This is a genomic window from Enterobacter cloacae complex sp. P17RS, from assembly GCF_014895885.1.
In the GTDB taxonomy this organism is placed as follows: Bacteria; Pseudomonadota; Gammaproteobacteria; order Enterobacterales; family Enterobacteriaceae; genus Enterobacter; species Enterobacter bugandensis.
This window is the reverse complement of record NZ_JADBQK010000005.1, coordinates 42,165-62,162: the sequence shown is the minus strand read 5'-3', so window position 1 is coordinate 62,162 and position 19,998 is coordinate 42,165. Positions and strand designations below refer to the sequence as shown.

Genomic DNA, 19,998 nt, shown 5'->3' with positions numbered 1-19,998 from the left:
TTCCTCGGCCCCTTAGTGAGCGGTTTCCGCGTGGCTCATGTCCATGCCTTCCATACCTTCGTGCGCGCTGTGCTCGCCTTCTGGCTGGGTCATGTCCATGCTCTTGCCGTGATCCATAAATTTGCCAATAACATCTTTGAACAAATCTGGTTTCACGTTAGAGAAGTACTCCACCTTGTTGTATTCGCTAGGTGCAGCCACTTTTTCGAACGCCGCCATGTCAGACATGGTGTTTGGAGACTGCTTCGCTTTTTCAACCCACTGGTCGAAAGCGGCACGGTCCGGCGTCGCAATAGCTTTGAACTTCATACCTGAGAAGCCCGGGCCGCTATAGCTGGCGGAGATACCATCGTAGGTGCCTGCTTCATTCGCGATCAGATGCAGGTTCGTCTGCATACCGGCCATCGCGTAAATCTGGCTACCCAGACGCGGGATGAAGAAGGAGTTCATTACGGAGTTGGAGGTCACTTTGAACTGAACCGGAGTGTTCGCCGGGAAGGCGATTTCATTCACGGTAGCAATGCCCTGCTCTGGATAGATGAAGAACCATTTCCAGTCCATGGAGACCACTTCAATGGTAATAGGTTTTTCATCGTGAACCAGCGGCTTGCTTGGCTCAAGTGCGTGAGTGGTTTTCCAGGTCAGCACGGCAAGGAACAGGATGATCAGGATAGGTACCGTCCAGACCACAGCTTCAACTTTGTTGGAGTGTGACCAGTTCGGGCTATACTTCGCATCTTTATTGCTCGCACGATACTTCCAGGCGAAACCAACAGCCATCAAAATGGCAGGAATAACCACAATCAACATCAGGCCAAAAGCCGTCAATATCAGTGAACGTTGTTCCAGTCCAATCTGTCCTTTGGGGTCTAGTAGTGCAGAATCACAGCCACTGAGTAATACAGTACCTGCGAATAATGACAACCATCCCAAACTTTTATTGTATTTCCTGAGTCTCATTTAACGACCTCAATTCCACGGGAGTCTGGTGGCGTTTAAAGTGTGCGGGCATTTTACGGGAAGGTTACATTACTGTAAACATCATTAGGCCTGTGTCAGGAAGGTGTTACCGGGTTCTGCCGCACGTGTCACAAGTGTTGCAGATTATGTCGGTTTTTATGACCGAAGCCGCATGATATGGGCTTTATAACGAAAGCACCCCCAAGCATACCCTAAAAGGGGCAATTGGTATAACCATTGTTAAAAATATACAAAAAATTAACAATTAATTATCAATAAAAAGACATCTAAAAAACGAAAAATCAAACTTTCCAATGCTGAATCGTTTAATGAAAAATAGCGTTTTGGAATTGGCTCCAATAATTTCCAAATCCTATCCCGCACAAAACAACAAATATTTTTTTAGCGGCTGTTGGCTATTTCACCGTTATAATTTCGGTTAGTGATTACAACGGGAAATAACCTTTCACTTTTTCTTCAGGTCATCTGCGTTTTACGCAAGGCCATAAAATCGAGCAAACCGCCCGTCAGGATCCCGGCGATGGCCAGCAGGGCTCCTGCGTCCAGCAGAAGAGCTTCGAGGGGGAGCGCCAGAGACGTACTGGCGTTAACGATAAGTACCACAAGCCATAGCGCCAGCGCGCCGCAGCCCGCCATTAGCAGACGTAACGCAAATCGGTAGGCGCGGTGATATTCAGTACGCGGCATAAAGTGTTCGGTCCGCTGGGTATATTCCAGCGTCTGGCGACACACCAGCAATAATAAAATCCCCGGCACGGCAGCCGCGACCGAGAAGAGATAAAACGTTGGCCAGCCGTGGGCTTCTACAAACCAGCCGGCAATCGGACCTACGTACACGCGGCCAACGGCCGAGAGCGCCGAGAGCAGCGCAAACTGCGTAGCGGAAAACGATTTATTGCACAGGGTCATCAGCAGGGCGACAAACGCCGCCGTCCCCATGCCGCCACAGAGATTTTCAAAGAACACCGCCGCGGCCATGCTGAACATATGCTTGTCAGTCACCGACAGCAGCCAGTAGCCCGCGTTAGATGCGCCCTGCAGGATGCCGAAGATCAGCAGCGCGCGGAACAGCGTCAGGCGCTGCATCAATACGCCGCCATAAAGCGCACCGACGATGGTCGCAAACAGCCCCAGCGTTTTATTCACCACGCCCACTTCACCGGCATCAAAACCGACGCCGCGGATCAGGAAGGTGGTGGTCAGGCTCATGGCAAAGGCATCGCCCAGCTTATAAAGGACGATGAGCAGCAGGATCAGCCAGGCATTGTTGCGGCCAAAAAAGTCACGCAGCGGTTCGGCCACGGCCTGCTCCAGCGAGCGGGGAACCGGAATGACGTCGCTCGGTTCGGGTGCAAATAGCGTAGCGATAATGCAGGGGATGAGCAGGGCAGCCATCAGCCAGTACATGCCCTGCCAACCGAGATAACGGTCGGCCAGCCACAACGCCAGCCCGCCTGAGACCAGCATCCCGAGGCGATAGCCCAGCACGCTGATCGCCGCACCGGCACCGCGCTCTTCCGCAGGTAACACGTCCGTTTTCCAGGCGTCGAACACGATATCCTGAGAGGCGGAACAGAAGGCTATCACCACCGCAAGCGCGGCCATCCAGCGGAGCTGTGTTGTCGGCTCAAGAAAGCCCATCGCCGCAATCGCCAGCAGCAGCAGAACCTGAGTCATCACTAACCAGCCGCGACGACGCCCCAGAAACGGCGGCGTATAGCGATCCATCACCGGCGACCACAGGAACTTAAAGACATACGCCTGACCGACAAGCGAGAAGAAACCAATGGTTTTGAGATCGATGTTCTCAACCGTCATCCACGCCTGAAGCGTGCCGGAGGTGAGCGCGAGGGGTAAACCGGAGGCAAAGCCGAGGATCAGCAGAATTGCTGATTTCGGTTGCTGGAAAATGCGTAAGTAGTGACTGGACATGTTCTTATGAACTGACCCGGTGAAGCACCGGGTCAGTGAGCAGGATTAACGTGCGTTCTGCTTGATAAAGTCGTGAATGCTGGTGTCCTGCGCCATATCGGCGATGGTGTCCGTCAGCACGCTGTTAACGGCGTTAGCAATATTCTTGTTAGAGGCCTGGAACGCGCCTTCAACAGAGTAGCTGGCGCGGTAGTTTTTGGTCATCTTGTTGCCGTTCTTCGCGGTGGCAATGATGGCGATATCCGCTTTGGTCGCAATGTTGTAGCGCACGTTGCCCTGAGAGACGTCTGCGTACAGGTTGTTGACGATAATCTGCAGATCAACCGCGCCGCTTGGGCCAATCATGTAGCCGCGAGCGGTCATTTGCTTCTCAAGCACTTCCTGCAGCAGGAAGCGCAGGTCGCGGGACGCGGTCAGCGTCACCTGCTGGTTGTCGCGGGTCACTTTTGCCAGCGCCTGGTCCTGACGCTGATCGGCACCGTTAATGCTCACGGTGACGCCCATCAGGCTTGGGTCCTGCTGAGGCAGGGTGATTTTTGGTGAGACATCAATAGTGGTAGGCGGAGTCGCACAGCCTGCCAGCATAAAAAGGGCTACCAACGGAAAGAAGAGTTTTTTAAACATTTTCAGGTTCTCAACGAATCGTAAGCATTAAAGAGAGAAAAATTGCCGCCATCATATCATCGACTACGGCCAGGGGAAGTGGTCAACGCATGTAAATTCATCGTCTTGTCTGAAAACTGACCAGCTCATCCTTTTTCTCCTCCCGCCAGAGACGACAGGTATGAGTCTCACCGTGAACTTCATGCATTTGAATGAGAAAATCAGACGAAAGCTAAATATTTGTTGTCAAGGTGTAATGGAAACGGTAAAAGCGGCTAACATTTAAAGGGATGGGTGACATCTTAGCGTTGTCGGAGGAGTAATTTCATGATGATACGTGAACAGATAGAAGAAAAATTAAGGGCAGCGTTCAACCCTGTGTTCCTCGAAGTCGTCGACGAAAGCTATCGTCATAACGTGCCGGCAGGTTCTGAAAGCCACTTTAAAGTGGTTCTGGTTAGCGATCGCTTCACGGGAGAACGTTTCCTGAACCGACATCGCCTGATCTACAGCACCTTGACGGAAGAACTCTCCACGACCGTGCATGCGCTGGCACTGCATACCTACACCATTAAGGAATGGGAAGGCTTGCAGGATACGGTTTTTGCGTCGCCGCCTTGTCGCGGTGCAGGCACCATCGCCTGAAAAATCGGATTTGCAACGGCTGGAGCTTTTCCAGTATGTTGCTTACAGATTTCCTCAAAACGGCCTACGGGCCGTTTTGTTTTGTCTGAGTTTTGAGCGGATGGTGCGATTTTAAGGCTAAAAATAGCCTTAAAGTGTGAAAAAAGCCGCAGCAACATGCTCCAACCGTTCTCGACTCACCTAAGTGATGCCGCTATAATGCCGCGTCTTATTGAATGTCTTCGGGATGATTCTGGCGACAGGGAATGTGAATCTGCACTAAGAGAGCATCCCGGTATAACAGACAGATTCAGAGTTGACCGAGCACTGTGATTTTTTTGAGGTAACAAGATGCAAGTTTCAGTTGAAACCACTCAAGGCCTTGGCCGCCGTGTAACGATTACTATCGCTGCTGACAGCATCGAAACTGCTGTGAAAAGCGAGCTGGTCAACGTAGCAAAAAAAGTACGTATTGACGGCTTCCGTAAGGGCAAAGTACCAATGAATGTTGTTGCTCAGCGTTATGGCGCTTCCGTGCGTCAGGATGTGCTGGGTGAACTGATGAGCCGCAACTTTATCGACGCGATCATCAAAGAAAAAATCAATCCAGCCGGCGCGCCAAACTACGTGCCAGGCGAATACAAACTGGGCGAAGACTTCACCTACTCCGTAGAGTTCGAAGTGTACCCGGAAGTTGAGCTGAAAGGCCTGGAATCTATCGAAGTTGAAAAACCGATCGTTTCCGTGACTGACGAAGACGTTGACGGCATGCTGGACACCCTGCGTAAGCAGCAGGCCAACTGGAAAGAGAAAGAAGGCGCTGTTGACGCGGAAGACCGCGTAACCATCGACTTCACCGGTTCTGTAGACGGCGAAGAGTTCGAAGGCGGCAAAGCGTCTGACTTCGTACTGGCAATGGGCCAGGGTCGTATGATCCCAGGCTTCGAAGACGGCATCAAAGGCCACAAAGCGGGCGAAGAGTTCACCATCGACGTGACCTTCCCTGAAGAGTACCACGCTGAAAACCTGAAAGGTAAAGCAGCGAAGTTCGTCATCAACCTGAAGAAAGTTGAAGAGCGCGAACTGCCAGAACTGACTGAAGAGTTCATCAAGCGTTTCGGCGTGGAAGATGGTTCTGTTGCTGGCCTGCGTACCGAAGTGCGTAAAAACATGGAGCGCGAGCTGAACGGTGCTGTGCGTAACCGCGTGAAATCTCAGGCGATTGAAGGTCTGGTAAAAGCGAACGAAATCGACGTTCCTGCTGCCCTGATCGACAGCGAAATCGACGTGCTGCGCCGTCAGGCTGCACAGCGCTTCGGTGGCAACCAGCAGCAAGCGATGGAACTGCCGCGCGAGCTGTTCGAAGAGCAAGCGAAACGCCGCGTTGTTGTTGGCCTGCTGCTGGGCGAAGTGATTCGTACCCACGAGCTGAAAGCTGACGAAGAGCGTGTGAAGGGCCTGATCGAAGAAATGGCGTCTGCATACGAAGATCCATCAGAAGTGATCGAGTTCTACGGTAAGAACAAAGAGCTGATGGACAACATGCGCAACGTCGCACTGGAAGAGCAGGCTGTTGAAGCGGTACTGGCGAAAGCTAAAGTGACCGAAAAAGCGACCTCTTTCAACGAACTGATGAACCAGCAGGCGTAATTTCGCTCTAACGGTTTAAAGTTTGAACAAAAAACCCGTTGCCTTCCGGCGACGGGTTTTTTTTATCGCGGCATGGGTTCTGGAAGGGTGCTAAAACGCCCTTTCAGTGTTAGCGTTACAACAAAAGGTTGTTATGCTTGAAATAGGGCGTGGCGAACCCCATAAGTATGTAATCACGATGATTGAGACTGGCTGATAATCCGTCCATAAGGTTACAATCAGTACAGCAGGTGTTTTCAATTTTGAACCAGGAGACGGAAATGTCATACAGTGGCGAACGAGATAACTTTGCACCCCATATGGCGCTGGTGCCAATGGTTATTGAACAGACCTCACGCGGTGAGCGTTCTTTCGATATCTATTCCCGTCTGCTCAAGGAACGCGTTATCTTTCTGACCGGCCAGGTAGAAGACCATATGGCTAACCTGATCGTGGCGCAGATGCTGTTCCTGGAAGCGGAAAACCCGGAAAAAGACATTTACCTGTACATCAACTCGCCTGGCGGTGTGATTACGGCGGGCATGTCCATTTATGACACCATGCAGTTCATCAAGCCAGATGTCAGCACTATCTGTATGGGGCAGGCTGCATCCATGGGGGCCTTCCTGTTAACCGCAGGGGCGAAAGGTAAGCGTTTCTGCCTGCCTAACTCCCGCGTGATGATTCACCAGCCGCTGGGGGGTTACCAGGGGCAGGCGACGGATATCGAAATCCACGCCCGCGAAATTCTGAAAGTAAAAGCGCGCATGAATGAACTTATGGCGCAGCATACAGGTCAATCTCTTGAGCAGATCGAGCGCGATACCGAGCGCGATCGCTTCCTCTCTGCTCCAGAGGCAGTTGAGTACGGCTTAGTCGACTCCGTATTGACCCATCGTAATTGATGCCCGCGACGCGAGTGTGCCGCTATACTAAGGTAGGGCGGCACGCTGCTTAAAGCACACGCGTCTTAGAATGGCATTTGCGTCGTCATGTGCGGCACAAAGAACTTAAAAAGAGGTTTGGACTCATGACAGATAAACGCAAAGATGGTTCGGGCAAACTGCTGTACTGCTCTTTTTGCGGCAAAAGCCAGCATGAAGTGCGTAAACTGATTGCCGGGCCGTCCGTGTATATCTGCGACGAATGCGTCGATTTATGTAACGACATCATTCGCGAAGAGATTAAAGAAGTTGCGCCGCACCGTGAGCGTAGCGCATTGCCAACGCCGCATGAGATTCGTCATCACCTTGACGACTATGTCATCGGTCAGGAGCAGGCCAAGAAAGTGCTGGCGGTGGCGGTATACAACCATTACAAACGTCTGCGTAACGGCGACACCAGCAATGGCGTAGAACTGGGCAAAAGTAACATTCTGCTGATCGGGCCAACCGGCTCCGGTAAAACGCTGCTGGCGGAAACCCTGGCGCGCCTGCTGGATGTTCCGTTTACCATGGCGGATGCCACCACCCTGACCGAAGCCGGTTATGTGGGTGAAGACGTTGAGAACATCATTCAGAAGCTGCTGCAGAAGTGCGATTACGACGTTCAGAAAGCACAGCGCGGGATTGTTTATATTGATGAGATCGACAAGATCTCCCGTAAATCAGACAACCCGTCCATCACCCGTGACGTGTCGGGTGAAGGCGTGCAGCAGGCCCTGCTGAAGCTGATCGAAGGTACGGTTGCGGCCGTTCCGCCGCAGGGTGGACGCAAACATCCGCAGCAGGAGTTCCTGCAGGTCGATACCTCCAAGATCCTGTTTATTTGCGGCGGCGCGTTTGCTGGTCTGGATAAAGTCATTTCCCACCGTGTTGAAACCGGCTCCGGCATCGGTTTTGGCGCAACGGTGAAGGCGAAGTCCGAGAAAGCCAACGAAGGTGAACTGCTTTCGCAGGTTGAGCCCGAAGATCTGATCAAATTTGGTCTGATCCCTGAATTCATTGGCCGTCTGCCGGTTGTGGCAACGCTGAATGAGCTGAGCGAAGACGCGCTGATTCAGATCCTGAAAGAGCCGAAAAATGCGCTGACCAAGCAGTATCAGGCGCTGTTCAATCTGGAAGGCGTTGAGCTGGAATTCCGTGACGAAGCGCTGGATGCGATTGCCAAGAAAGCGATGGCCCGTAAAACCGGTGCGCGTGGTTTGCGCTCTATCGTTGAAGCGGCATTGCTCGACACCATGTACGATCTGCCGTCGATGGAAGACGTCGAAAAAGTGGTTATCGACGAGTCCGTGATCGGCGGCCAATCCAAGCCGCTGCTGATTTACGGTAAACCGGAAGCCCAGCAGGCATCTGGCGAATAATTCACCAAATCATACAAGCAGTTAATCAAAAAGGGGGGATTTTATCTCCCCTTTACTTTTTCCGTATTCATAGCGTTGAATGTGTGGGAAACATCCCCATATACTGGATACATGTTAATGGTTATGTGAAGCACTGTGACATGACCAGCTTACCTGGCGGACACTAAACTAAGAGAGAGCTCTATGAATCCTGAGCGTTCTGAACGCATTGAAATCCCCGTATTGCCGTTGCGCGATGTGGTGGTTTATCCGCACATGGTCATACCCTTATTTGTAGGGCGGGAAAAATCTATCCGTTGCCTCGAAGCCGCCATGGATCATGATAAAAAAATCATGCTGGTGGCCCAGAAAGAAGCATCAACGGATGAGCCGGGTGTAAACGATCTTTTCACCGTCGGGACCGTGGCCTCTATTTTACAAATGCTGAAGCTGCCGGACGGCACCGTGAAGGTGCTGGTCGAAGGCTTACAGCGTGCGCGTATTACCACGCTGTCAGACGATGGCGAACACTTCTCTGCCAAGGCAGAGTACCTTGATTCGCCTGAACTTGATGAGCGCGAGCAGGAAGTGCTGGTACGTACCGCGATTAGCCAGTTCGAAGGCTATATCAAGCTGAACAAGAAAATCCCACCAGAAGTGCTGACGTCGCTGAACAGCATCGACGATCCTGCGCGTCTGGCGGACACCATCGCTGCACACATGCCGCTGAAGCTGGCTGACAAACAGTCCGTGCTGGAGATGTCCGACGTTAACGAACGTCTGGAATACCTGATGGCGATGATGGAGTCTGAAATCGATCTGCTGCAGGTTGAGAAGCGCATTCGTAACCGCGTGAAAAAGCAGATGGAAAAATCTCAGCGTGAGTACTATCTGAATGAGCAAATGAAGGCCATTCAGAAAGAGCTGGGCGAGATGGACGACGCACCGGACGAAAACGAAGCGCTGAAGCGTAAGATCGACGCGGCGAAGATGCCGAAAGAGGCGAAAGAGAAAGCCGAAGCAGAACTGCAGAAGCTGAAAATGATGTCTCCGATGTCGGCTGAAGCAACCGTCGTGCGCGGCTACATTGAGTGGATGGTGCAGGTTCCGTGGAACGCCCGCAGCAAGGTCAAGAAAGACCTGCGTCAGGCCCAGGAGATCCTCGATACTGACCACTACGGCCTGGAACGCGTGAAAGACCGCATCCTTGAGTACCTCGCGGTACAGAGCCGTGTAAACAAAATTAAAGGCCCAATTCTGTGCCTGGTAGGACCGCCGGGGGTGGGTAAAACCTCTCTGGGCCAGTCCATCGCCAAAGCGACCGGACGTAAGTACATCCGTATGGCGCTGGGCGGCGTGCGTGATGAAGCGGAAATCCGTGGTCACCGCCGTACCTACATCGGTTCTATGCCGGGTAAACTGATCCAGAAAATGGCGAAAGTGGGCGTTAAAAACCCGCTGTTCCTGCTTGATGAGATCGACAAAATGTCGTCGGACATGCGCGGCGACCCGGCGTCTGCTCTGCTGGAAGTGCTTGATCCAGAACAAAACGTGGCGTTCAGCGATCACTATCTGGAAGTGGACTACGACCTCAGCGATGTAATGTTCGTGGCGACCTCCAACTCCATGAACATACCGGCACCGCTGCTGGACCGTATGGAAGTGATCCGCCTTTCCGGTTATACCGAAGACGAAAAGCTGAACATTGCTAAACAGCACCTGCTGCCGAAGCAGATTGAGCGTAACGCGCTGAAAGCCAACGAGCTGACCGTCGAGGACAGCGCGATTATCGGCATCATTCGCTACTACACCCGTGAAGCGGGCGTGCGTAGCCTTGAGCGCGAAATATCTAAGCTGTGCCGTAAGGCGGTAAAACAGCTGCTGCTGGATAAGAGCCTGAAGCACATCGTGATTAACGGTGACAATCTGCATGCCTACCTGGGCGTTCAGCGCTTCGACTATGGCCGCGCGGATAACGAAAACCGCGTGGGTCAGGTGACCGGTCTGGCATGGACGGAAGTGGGCGGCGATCTGCTGACCATCGAAACCGCCTGTGTGCCGGGCAAAGGCAAGCTGACCTACACCGGCTCGCTGGGTGAAGTGATGCAGGAGTCCATCCAGGCTGCGCTGACCGTGGTGCGCGCGCGCGCGGAAAAACTGGGTATCAACCCTGATTTCTACGAAAAACGCGACATTCACGTTCACGTTCCTGAAGGGGCGACGCCGAAAGATGGCCCAAGCGCGGGTATTGCCATGTGTACCGCTCTGGTTTCCTGTCTGACGGGCAACCCGGTACGTGCCGATGTGGCAATGACTGGTGAAATTACGCTGCGCGGTCAGGTCCTGCCAATCGGCGGATTAAAAGAAAAACTGCTGGCGGCACACCGCGGTGGGATCAAAACCGTATTGATCCCTTACGAAAATAAACGCGATCTGGAAGAGATTCCGGACAACGTGATTGCCGATCTGCAGATCCATCCTGTTAAGCGAATTGAGGAAGTTCTCAGTCTCGCACTGCAGAATGAACCCTCCGGAATGCAGGTTGTAACCGCAAAATAGTGACCTCGCGCAAAGAGCGTCAATAAAAACAAGGCTGGTAAGTCATTTCGCACTTGCCAGCCTTTTTTTGTATAGCTAATTTAGATTGCTGATTAGGTCAGCCATCAACAACGGGTGTTGTAAGGTCATGGCAGGCCTGATATAACTGCTGCGCGGTCGCGTTGTGAAGGACTCAGGCGCGATATAAATTATAAAGAGAGGAAGAGAACAGTGAATAAATCTCAACTGATTGACAAAATTGCTGCTGGTGCTGATATTTCTAAAGCTGCAGCTGGACGTGCGTTAGATGCATTAATTGCTTCTGTTACTGAATCTCTGCAGGCTGGGGACGACGTTGCACTGGTAGGCTTCGGTACTTTTGCTGTTAAAGAGCGTGCTGCCCGTACTGGCCGCAACCCTCAGACCGGTAAAGAGATCACCATTGCTGCTGCTAAAGTGCCGGGTTTCCGTGCAGGTAAAGCGCTGAAAGACGCAGTAAACTGATTGCTTTCCCGTTTCAGGGAAGCCGGATAGTACAAGGGCGCATCGTTTGATGTGCCTTTTTTGTTTGTCCAGACCTGATTTGTGCGAGTTTATGCGAGTTGTGGGCTGACAATCGCCCCGTTTTCTTGTCACAATACGCCTTCACGCGCGACGGGCAGGATTTTCCGTCAGCGTCAGGTAACCAGTCACCTACAGCGGAGTGTTGTTACACCATGATGGACAGCTTACGCACGGCTGCTAACAGTCTCGTGCTCAAGATTATTTTCGGTATCATTATCGTGTCGTTCATATTGACCGGCGTGAGCAGTTACCTTATTGGCGGTGGCGCGAACTATGCCGCAAAAGTGAATGGCCAGGAAATCAGCCGTGGTCAGTTCGAGAATGCTTTTGCCGGTGAGCGTAACCGTATGCAGCAACAGCTGGGCGACCAATTCTCTGAACTGGCGGCGAATGAAGGGTACATGAAAACCCTGCGCCAACAGACACTGAACCGTCTTATCGACGAAGCGCTGCTGGATCAGTATGCCAAAAAGCTGGGCCTTGGCATCAGCGACGAGCAGGTCAAAAAAGCGATCTTCGCCACTCAGGCATTCCAGTCTAACGGTAAATTCGACAACGCGCGTTACAACAGTATCGTTAACCAGATGGGCATGACGGCGGATCAGTACGCGCAGGCGCTGCGTAACCAGCTGACAACCCAGCAGCTCATTAACGCTGTCGTGGGTACCGATTTCATGCTTAAAGGTGAAACCGACGAACTGGCCGCGCTGGTGGCCCAGCAGCGCGTGGTCCGTGAAGCGACAATTGATGTGAACGCCCTGGCGGCGAAACAGCAGGTGAGCGACGCAGACGTTAATGCTTACTACGAGCAGAATAAAAACGCCTTTGTTTCTCCGGAGCAGTTCCGCGTCAGCTACATCAAGCTGGATGCAGCTGCGCTGCAGGAAAGCGCGTCTGATGCCGAGATCCAGTCTTACTACGACCAGCATCAGGATCAATTCACTCAGCCGCAGCGTAACCGCTACAGCGTGATTCAGACCAAAACTGAAGCGGATGCTAAGGCGGTACTGGATGAGCTGAACAAAGGCGCTGATTTCGCCACCCTTGCGAAAGCGAAATCCACCGACATTATCTCTGCGAAAAACGGCGGTGATATGGGCTGGCTGGAAGACGCAACCACGCCCGACGAGCTGAAAAATGCTGGCCTGAAAGAGAAAGGCCAGCTGTCTGGTGTGATTAAATCATCCGTTGGTTTCCTGGTCGTGCGTCTGGACGACATCACCCCGGCGAAAACCAAGCCGCTGGCTGAGGTTCGTGATGATATTGCCGCGAAAGTGAAACAGGAAAAAGCCCTGGATGCTTACTACGCGCTGCAGCAGAAGGTGAGCGATGCTGCCAGCAACGACAACGAATCTCTGGCAGGTGCAGAGCAGGCGGCGGGTGTGAAAGCGGTTGAGACCGGCTGGTTTGGTCGTGACAACCTGCCGGAAGAGCTGAACTTCAAACCGGTTTCTGATGCCATCTTTAACGGTGGTCTGGTGGGCGAGAACGGCACGCCGGGCAGCAACTCTGACATCATTACCGTTGACGGCGATCGCGCCTTTGTTCTGCGCGTCAGCGAGCACAAGCCAGAAGCGGTCAAACCGCTGGCGGAAGTGAAGGATCAGGTCGTCGCTCAGGTTAAGCACAACAAAGCAGAACAGCAGGCTAAACTGGACGCTGAGAAGATTCTGGCCGATCTGAAAGCGGGTAAACAGGACGCGCTTAAAGCGGCAGGTCTGAGCTTCGGTGAGGCGAAAACGCTGAGCCGTACCGGTCAGGACCCAATCAGTCAGGCCGCGTTTAGCCTGACGCTGCCGGCAAAAGACAAGCCAAGCTTCGGTACCACCACCGATATGCAGGGTAACGTTGTTCTGCTGGCGCTGGACGACGTGAAAGCCGGCACTCTGCCAGAAGCGCAGAAGAAGGCGATGGTTCAGGGCATTACTCAGAACAATGCTCAGATTGCTTTCGAAGCCATGATGAGCAACCTGCGTAAAGACGCCAAAATCAAGCTGGGCGATGTCATGACTCAGCAGCAGTAATTACGTGTCTGCTCGCAGATTTTCGTAACGCTCTGCAAAAACTAAAGGCCGCTTTCGCGGCCTTTTCCATTTCTGCAATCTGCTGTTTGTGCCTGTTTTCACAGGCGGCTATCGTTGCGTGGCTGTCAACAAACAAGGAGATAACAGCATGAAATGTGGAATCAAAGCCCTGTTAATTACGCTGGCTATTGCCACCACCGGGATGAGCGCGGGCGCGCAGGCGGCGACGCCCGCCGCCAAACCACAGGCTACGCAGAGCAAGTCTGACGCGGCCGCGCCGGTACAAGGGCAGATCAAAGCGGCTGACGCCGGTAAAAATGCGGATGATGACGGTACGCGGGTCAGCATTAACTCGGCCTCGGCAGAGGATCTCGCCCGCGCAATGAATGGCGTGGGCCTGAAAAAAGCGCAGGCTATCGTCAGCTATCGTGAAGAGTACGGCCCATTCAAAACGGTCGACGATCTCAAACAGGTTCCGGGCATGGGCAGCGCGTTGGTTGAGCGCAACCTCTCACACCTGACACTGTAATAACGCAATTTCTTGCACTGCGGCAAAAGTTTGCCAGGATAAAGAGGTCATACCAGTTATGACCTCTGATCCTATAACAATGAAAGGCTATTGCGCTATGCAGACAAAAATCAAAGTACGCGGTTTCCATCTTGATGTTTATCAGCACGTCAATAACGCTCGCTATCTCGAGTTTCTTGAAGAAGCGCGCTGGGACGGGCTGGAAAACAGTGAAAGCTTTCAGTGGCTGACCGCGCACAACATCGCGTTCGTGGTCGTCAATATCAACATCAACTATCGCCGTCCGGCCGTGCTGGGCGATGTGCTCACCGTGACCAGCCAGGTACAACAGCTAAACGGCAAGAGCGGCGTGTTAAGCCAGGTGGTGACGCTCGATCCAGAAGGGCAGGTGGTGGCTGATGCACTGATCACCTTTGTCTGTATCGATCTGAAAACCCAGAAAGCGCTGCCGCTGGAAGGGGAGCTGCGGGAAAAGCTGGAGTTGATGATCGCGTAGGATTTTGTCTTTTATAAAAGACAAAAGGATTTTTCAGGGATAGAATAATGGACAGGGACTACGTTGTTGAACGTTACCGGACCCGTGACGGGAAAGTGCCGTTTGAGGAGTGGGTAGCCAGAATGAATCGAAGGGATCCGGATACGGTTTTCCGGATCCTTATGCGGATCAACCGCGCAATAAAACGTAATTTTGGCGATTACAGATACCTCAGGGAAGGTGTTTGGGAGATGCGAGTCGACAGTGGCCCCGGCTACAGAATCTATTTTGCAGTAAAGAATCGGCAGGTTTTATTGTTACTTATCGGTGGTGACAAAAAGAGCCAAAAAGCGGATATCAAACTGGCAATAGATTACTGGAAAGATCATCAAATTAAAGGACAATCGAATGAGCGCCACTGAACGAAAATATTCGAGTTCTGTTAGCCATCATGATGCTGTTGTGAAAATGCTACGAGAGAATCCTTCCTACGCTCAGCGTTATTTGCAAACAGCCCTGGAAGAAATCTATGAAGACCAGGGGATCCCTGCCTATCTCATTGCACTCCGCCAGGTTATCGAAGCACGCGGTGGCATCGGAGAAATTTCTGCTAAATCAGGCCTCTCTCGTCAGCAGCTATACCGAACCTTATCAGACAACGGCAACCCAACGCTGACAACGCTGATGAAAGTCACCCGTGCTGCCGGTGTGAAACTGTTCGACAGCACGGTTAAGTAGCCCTATTTAAGCCCGGTCTTTTTCTGCATCGCGGCCATCACGCCGGCTTTATCGGCAAGATAGTGGTTAAGCCCGTTAGCGCGCAGATTACAGGCGGCGCACTGGCCGCAACCGTCGCCTTTGATGCCGTTATAGCAGGTGAGGGTTTCGCTGCGAACCAAATCCAGCTTGCCCCAGTAGTCGGCCAGCGCCCAGGTTTCGGCTTTATCCAGCCACATGAGCGGGGTTTCAAAGCGCGTCTCTTTCGCCATCCCCAGACTGACGGCGTGGTTGAGCGCTTTGACAAACTCATCGCGGCAGTCCGGGTATCCTGAGAAGTCGGTCTCGCATACGCCCGTAATTACCGCTTCGGCTTTTACCTGATAGGCATAAATCGCCGTCAGGGTCAGGAACAGAATATTACGCCCCGGCACAAACGTGTTCGGAATGCCGCTGGCATCGGGTTCGTAGTCCGGTACAGGAATACTGTCCCGGGTGAGGCTGCTGACGGCCAGTTCATTTAACAGCGTAACGTCCAGCACCTTGTGCGCGCGTGCCCCTAGTTTGAGGGCCAGTTCACGGGCAACGTCGATTTCAGCGCGGTGACGCTGGCCATAATCGAAAGTCACACAGTGAACTTCATCATACTGATGAAGGGCCTGAACCAGGCAGGTTGTAGAGTCTTGTCCTCCGCTGAACACGACGACGGCACGTTTCATAAATCATCTCGACTGTTACGGTAAAACCGTTATGTTACCGTCTGGCTACGGCGGCGACCAGCTTCTTCACGATTTGGGGGCGGGTAGCCAGGCTTCGGTAAAATCAAACCAGCCGCGGGTGTTGAGGCGTATGCCGTTTACTCCCGGCGGGGCGCTGATTTGATATTGATAGTTAAAAAGCGGCGTCAGCACCGCATTCTCCATCAGGCGGTTGAAAATGGCTTGCAGACCGGCGTGTCGGTCCCGAGCTTCGGCCTGAGACTGCACCGCATCCAGCGTGGCTTGCAGATGGGCGTAGGCCGGTGCGCTTAAGACGTGCGGCCACAGGGCATCGCAGCGCAGCCACTGCTCAAGCGTATACGCTGGCGCTTCGCCAATCAGCCTGTCCCCCATCATGATGTCTGCATCGGCAAGCTGCTGGCATCCGTCCCACGTCTTGGCGTCGTGGAAGATGACGGTCAGGTCACAACCCTGTTGCGCCAGGTACGCCTTTAACTGGCTGGCCATGGTGTGAAGCTCAACGGGAAGATGGTAAACCAGCGTCAGCGCCTCAGGCAGGGCAACGTCCGTTAAGTCAGGCCATTCGGGGATTGTCCAGCCGGGAAGCAGTTCCCCGGTGGGCGTAATGAGTCCTTCGTTGAGCGGAAGCGTGTGCAGAAGCCTGGAGAGATGGATGATATTGATAAGCCGCTTCGCCTGGATCTCACTCAGACGCGCGCTCTGTTTCAGCGTGAGGTAACAGAAGCCCAGGCTGGTGCTGCTGCTGACCAGCCTCAGGGTTTCAAGCTCATCGGCCTCGCCAATCGCAATTTGCACCGGGTGACGACAGCTGGTGCCCAGCCTGTAATCAAACAGCTGGGGGGTGATCCAGTATTCGATGGCTTTGAGCAGAGGATGGCTCAGGTGGTATTGCTCATGGCTTTCCAGACGAACCAGGTCGGGCTCAAAGGCGGCCAGCCGGAAGGGGCCGCAGCCAAGTTCAGGATAATCGGGATGCGCCAGACGGCTGCAGTAGGTTGCCAGCCTGTGCGCCAGCCAATAGTCCGGTTGATGCAGCATAAATGTCAGACACTGTGGATGCGTTGTTTCGATACGTAAAACGCTCCTGAACAGGGTGCGCAGGGCGGGAAGCGTCAACAGTGCCGTCAGGCTTCGCTGGAGCTGCGCCGTTTCTATTTTATCGCCGTTATGCCAGTGCAGGGTGGAGCGAATGTAGAAATGCCAGCGCAGCCCGTCAGCAGAGACCTCCCAGTGATGCGCGAGATCGCCCGTGGGTTCACTGCTGTTACCGTTAAAACGCGTCAAGCCTGAAAATACCTGTCCCGCCAGATGCTGCTCCGCCCGGCCAGGCAAAAAGCCCGGCTGAAGCGGCTCCAGCGAGCGATAGTAGGGGATGCGCAGCGTCGGCGTGTCGTTTTGCCACTGCCCGCCTAAAAACGGATGCAACAATGATCTCAGCGCTTCAGGAGCAAGCTGGGCCAGCTCCAGCGCGTTATGCTGCTGCCCGCTCTTCAGCGCCTCTTCCATCATCGCATTGCGCAGTGACTCCGGGCTGGCATGGAACGTCAGCTCACCGCGCTTGCCGCGACCAGACCGCGCGTGCCAGCTGAGCCAGCCCGCCTCCTGAGCCTGACGCAGCAGGGTGCGGACATGCCGCTCGCTACAAAAACAGCGGCTGGCAAGCTCACTTATGGTGACCTGCTGTGGAGCGCCAGCGGAAGGTTGCCACAGGCGTTGATACTGGTTAAGACGGTTAAGCTGGCGCATAAGAAACCCGGAACAATAATTTTCATCTATTCACTATTACTTCCGTATATCTCACACGATACTGATGCACAAGTTAATCGCATCACATTTCAGGAGTAATCATGGCCCGCCTCGCTGCATTTGATATGGACGGTACGTTGTTAATGCCGGATCACCGTCTGGGGGAGAAAACGCTGAGTACCCTGAAGCGTCTGCGCGAGCGTGATGTCACCCTGACGTTTGCCACTGGCCGCCACGTGCTGGAGATGCGTCATCTGCTGGGCACGTTTTCCCTGGATGCGTTTTTAATCACGGGTAACGGAACGCGCATTCACACCGTTGAAGGAGAGGTGCTGCACCGCCAGGATCTCAACCCGGAAGTGGCGGATATTGTTCTGCACAGCACGTGGGACACGCAGGCCAGTATCCACGTATTCAACGATCAAGGCTGGTTTACCGGAAGCGAAATCCCCGAATTGTTGCACGCGCATGTTTATAGCGGCTTCAAATACCAGCTTATGGATCTGCGCCGGATCCCCGCCCACGCGGTGACCAAGATTTGCTTCTGTGGCGATCACGACGATCTTTGCCGCTTACGCATTCAGTTAAATGAGGCGCTGGGCGACTGGGCGCACCTGACCTTCTCGGCGGTTGATTGTCTTGAAGTCCTGCCGGTGGGCTGTAACAAAGGTTCAGCCCTGGCGGTGCTCAGCGACCACCTGGGCTTAACGCTGCAGGAGTGTATGGCGTTTGGCGACGCCATGAATGACCGCGAAATGCTGGGCAGCGTTGGGCGCGGCCTGATTATGGGGAATGCGATGCCGCAGCTGATCGCAGAGCTTCCTCATCTGCCGGTTATCGGACACTGCGGCAACGAAGCGGTGTCCCATTTTTTGACGCATTGGCTGGACAACAACAACCTCCCATATTCCCCCGAATAGTGAGACCCTTCCAGCAAGCCAGACCTCGGTCTGGCTTTTTTTTATTTCAGCAGCTGCGCAATCTGCGCTTTCCACGGAGTGATGTCGCCGATGTTGGCCTGTACCCACTCCGCATTGTAGTAGGTCTCAAGGTAGCGCTCGCCGCTGTCGCACAGCAGCGTGACGATAGAGCCGGTACGGCCTTCCTCGCGCATGCGTGCCGCAAGCTGCAGTGCGCCCCACATGTTGCTGCCCGTTGATGCGCCCACCTTGCGGCCGAGCTGCGTCTCCAGCCAGTGCGCGGTGGCGACGCTGGCGGCGTCCGGCACCCGGAGCATTTCGTCGACAACGTCAGGAATGAACGACGGTTCCACGCGCGGGCGGCCAATTCCTTCAATTTTACTGCCCACCGGGCTGCGCAGGCCGGCATCGCGGCTTTGCCAGTAGTCGAGGAACACGGAGTTCTGGGGGTCAACCACCATCAGCTGGGTATCGTAGCCCTGACAGCGAATGTAGCGTCCGATAGTGGCTGACGTGCCGCCCGTACCGGCGCTCATCACAATGTACGACGGAACCGGATGCGGCTCGTGAGTCATCTGGCGGAAAATACTGTCGGCAATGTTGTTATTGCCGCGCCAGTCCGTTGCGCGCTCGGCATAGGTGAACTGGTCCATATAGTGGCCGTTTAGCTCGCGGGCGAGCATTTCAGAGGCGGCATAGATTTCGCAGGCGCTTTCCACAAAATGGCAGCGTCCGCCGTAAAATTCGATCTGCTCGATTTTTCGTTTTGCGGTGCAGGAGGGCATCACGGCGATAAACGGCAGGCCCAGCAGACGAGCGAAATAGGCTTCAGACACCGCCGTTGAACCGGATGAGGATTCAATGATGGTCGTGCCTTCTTTGATCCAGCCGTTGCACAAACCGTATAAAAACAGAGAGCGCGCCAGGCGATGCTTCAGGCTACCGGTAGGATGGGTGCTTTCATCCTTCAGGTAGAGCTGAATACCGTCAAATCCCGGCAGGGGGAGGCGAATCAGGTGGGTATCCGCCGAGCGCTGGTAGTCGGCATTGATTTCGCTGATGGCATGTTTAACCCAGGTGCTATTCATCGTAGTTATCCGTTTGTCATTTTGTGCCCAGCATAGCGAAAAGCACAGAAAAAATTGTTGCTATCTGGCCTTTAAAATAGAATGAAGGGAGAAAAATTTTCTCTATGAGGTGGGTATGCTAGATAAAATTGACCGCAAGCTCCTTTCATTGCTGCAAAGTGACTGTACCCTCTCTTTGCAGGCGCTGGCAGATGCCGTTAATCTGACCACCACACCGTGCTGGAAGCGCCTAAAAAAGCTGGAAGATGACGGCATTCTTCTGGGGCGCGTCGCATTACTCGATCCCGAAAAACTGGGGCTTGGGCTGACGGCATTTGTGCTGATAAAAACCCAACACCACAGCAGCGAGTGGTATTGCCGCTTCGTCACTCAGGTGTCTGAGATGCCCGAGGTGCTCGGCTTCTGGCGTATGGCCGGCGAGTACGACTACCTGATGCGCGTCCAGGTGGCTGACATGAAGCGCTATGATGATTTCTACAAGCGGCTGGTGAACAGCGTCCCGGGCTTGTCGGACGTCACCTCAAGCTTCGCCATGGAACAGATTAAGTACACCACAGCCTTACCTATTGAATAACTTCGTAAAATACCTTCAGGAACAAACCGC

19 protein-coding genes are annotated in these 19,998 nt (G+C 53.6%); 13 read left to right on the top strand and 6 right to left on the bottom strand.

Features of this window, described 5'->3' with window-relative positions:
• Positions 1–12: 12 nt before the first annotated feature.
• From cyoA to IM265_RS04960, 3 genes are all read right to left on the bottom strand, one after another.
• Positions 13–960 (bottom strand): cytochrome o ubiquinol oxidase subunit II, encoded by a 948-nt coding sequence (gene cyoA, locus IM265_RS04970; RefSeq protein ID WP_008503322.1) that lies wholly within the window; start codon positions 958–960, stop codon positions 13–15.
• Between the two features lie 477 nt (positions 961–1,437).
• Positions 1,438–2,913, bottom strand: a complete 1,476-nt coding sequence (ampG, locus tag IM265_RS04965; protein ID WP_028012159.1) for a muropeptide MFS transporter AmpG — start codon at positions 2,911–2,913, stop codon at positions 1,438–1,440.
• A gap of 45 nt (positions 2,914–2,958) precedes the next feature.
• On the bottom strand, positions 2,959–3,537 hold the full coding sequence (locus IM265_RS04960; RefSeq protein ID WP_028012160.1) for a lipoprotein: 579 nt from the start codon (positions 3,535–3,537) through the stop codon (positions 2,959–2,961).
• 306 nt (positions 3,538–3,843) lie between these two features.
• Here IM265_RS04960 and bolA point away from each other — a divergent pair, with 306 nt between their 5' ends.
• From bolA to IM265_RS04905, 11 genes are all read left to right on the top strand, one after another.
• Entirely contained in the window at positions 3,844–4,161 is a 318-nt protein-coding gene (bolA, locus tag IM265_RS04955; RefSeq protein WP_003859051.1) for a transcriptional regulator BolA, read from the top strand.
• 330 nt (positions 4,162–4,491) lie between these two features.
• A complete protein-coding gene (gene tig / locus IM265_RS04950; protein ID WP_008503318.1) occupies positions 4,492–5,790 on the top strand; it encodes a trigger factor in 1,299 nt (432 codons plus the stop codon).
• Between the two features lie 260 nt (positions 5,791–6,050).
• Positions 6,051–6,674 (top strand): ATP-dependent Clp endopeptidase proteolytic subunit ClpP, encoded by a 624-nt coding sequence (gene clpP / locus IM265_RS04945; protein ID WP_014069126.1) that lies wholly within the window; start codon positions 6,051–6,053, stop codon positions 6,672–6,674.
• Positions 6,675–6,799: 125 nt separating this feature from the next.
• Positions 6,800–8,074, top strand: coding sequence for an ATP-dependent protease ATP-binding subunit ClpX (clpX, locus tag IM265_RS04940; protein ID WP_028012161.1), 1,275 nt, complete (start codon positions 6,800–6,802; stop codon positions 8,072–8,074).
• Between the two features lie 183 nt (positions 8,075–8,257).
• Positions 8,258–10,612: an endopeptidase La gene (lon, locus tag IM265_RS04935; protein WP_023334706.1), complete on the top strand. Its 2,355-nt coding sequence runs from the start codon at positions 8,258–8,260 to the stop codon at positions 10,610–10,612.
• Between the two features lie 210 nt (positions 10,613–10,822).
• A complete protein-coding gene (hupB, locus tag IM265_RS04930; RefSeq protein WP_002444653.1) occupies positions 10,823–11,095 on the top strand; it encodes a nucleoid-associated protein HU-beta in 273 nt (90 codons plus the stop codon).
• A 212-nt stretch (positions 11,096–11,307) separates the two neighbouring features.
• On the top strand, positions 11,308–13,179 hold the full coding sequence (gene ppiD / locus IM265_RS04925) for a peptidylprolyl isomerase (RefSeq protein WP_028012162.1): 1,872 nt from the start codon (positions 11,308–11,310) through the stop codon (positions 13,177–13,179).
• A gap of 148 nt (positions 13,180–13,327) precedes the next feature.
• A complete protein-coding gene (locus IM265_RS04920) occupies positions 13,328–13,708 on the top strand; it encodes a helix-hairpin-helix domain-containing protein (protein WP_126345104.1) in 381 nt (126 codons plus the stop codon).
• A 97-nt stretch (positions 13,709–13,805) separates the two neighbouring features.
• Positions 13,806–14,204, top strand: coding sequence for a YbgC/FadM family acyl-CoA thioesterase (locus tag IM265_RS04915; RefSeq protein WP_025756175.1), 399 nt, complete (start codon positions 13,806–13,808; stop codon positions 14,202–14,204).
• Positions 14,205–14,251: 47 nt separating this feature from the next.
• Positions 14,252–14,605, top strand: a complete 354-nt coding sequence (locus tag IM265_RS04910) for a type II toxin-antitoxin system RelE/ParE family toxin (protein ID WP_028012164.1) — start codon at positions 14,252–14,254, stop codon at positions 14,603–14,605.
• The gene (locus tag IM265_RS04905; protein WP_028012165.1) at positions 14,592–14,921 is read left to right on the top strand and encodes an addiction module antidote protein; all 330 of its coding nucleotides are present in this window, start codon (positions 14,592–14,594) and stop codon (positions 14,919–14,921) included. The genes IM265_RS04910 and IM265_RS04905 overlap by 14 nt, the downstream gene beginning before the upstream one ends.
• 2 nt (positions 14,922–14,923) lie before the next feature.
• Here IM265_RS04905 and queC read toward each other — a convergent pair whose 3' ends face one another.
• Together queC and IM265_RS04895 are read right to left on the bottom strand one after the other, a co-directional pair.
• Positions 14,924–15,619: a 7-cyano-7-deazaguanine synthase QueC gene (gene queC, locus IM265_RS04900; protein ID WP_193031416.1), complete on the bottom strand. Its 696-nt coding sequence runs from the start codon at positions 15,617–15,619 to the stop codon at positions 14,924–14,926.
• Positions 15,620–15,685: 66 nt separating this feature from the next.
• Positions 15,686–17,386 (bottom strand): SgrR family transcriptional regulator, encoded by a 1,701-nt coding sequence (locus IM265_RS04895; protein ID WP_193031415.1) that lies wholly within the window; start codon positions 17,384–17,386, stop codon positions 15,686–15,688.
• A 101-nt stretch (positions 17,387–17,487) separates the two neighbouring features.
• On the opposite strand from IM265_RS04895, the gene cof reads away from it, so the two are divergent.
• A complete protein-coding gene (cof, locus tag IM265_RS04890) occupies positions 17,488–18,306 on the top strand; it encodes an HMP-PP phosphatase (protein WP_193031414.1) in 819 nt (272 codons plus the stop codon).
• 41 nt (positions 18,307–18,347) lie between these two features.
• Here the strand turns inward: cof and IM265_RS04885 are convergent, their stop codons facing one another.
• Positions 18,348–19,394 carry a PLP-dependent cysteine synthase family protein gene (locus IM265_RS04885; protein ID WP_193031412.1) on the bottom strand — a complete coding sequence of 349 codons (1,047 nt, stop codon included), beginning with the start codon at positions 19,392–19,394 and terminating at the stop codon, positions 18,348–18,350.
• Positions 19,395–19,509: 115 nt separating this feature from the next.
• On the opposite strand from IM265_RS04885, the gene IM265_RS04880 reads away from it, so the two are divergent.
• A complete protein-coding gene (locus IM265_RS04880) occupies positions 19,510–19,968 on the top strand; it encodes an Lrp/AsnC family transcriptional regulator (RefSeq protein WP_008503307.1) in 459 nt (152 codons plus the stop codon).
• Positions 19,969–19,998 lie beyond the last annotated feature (30 nt).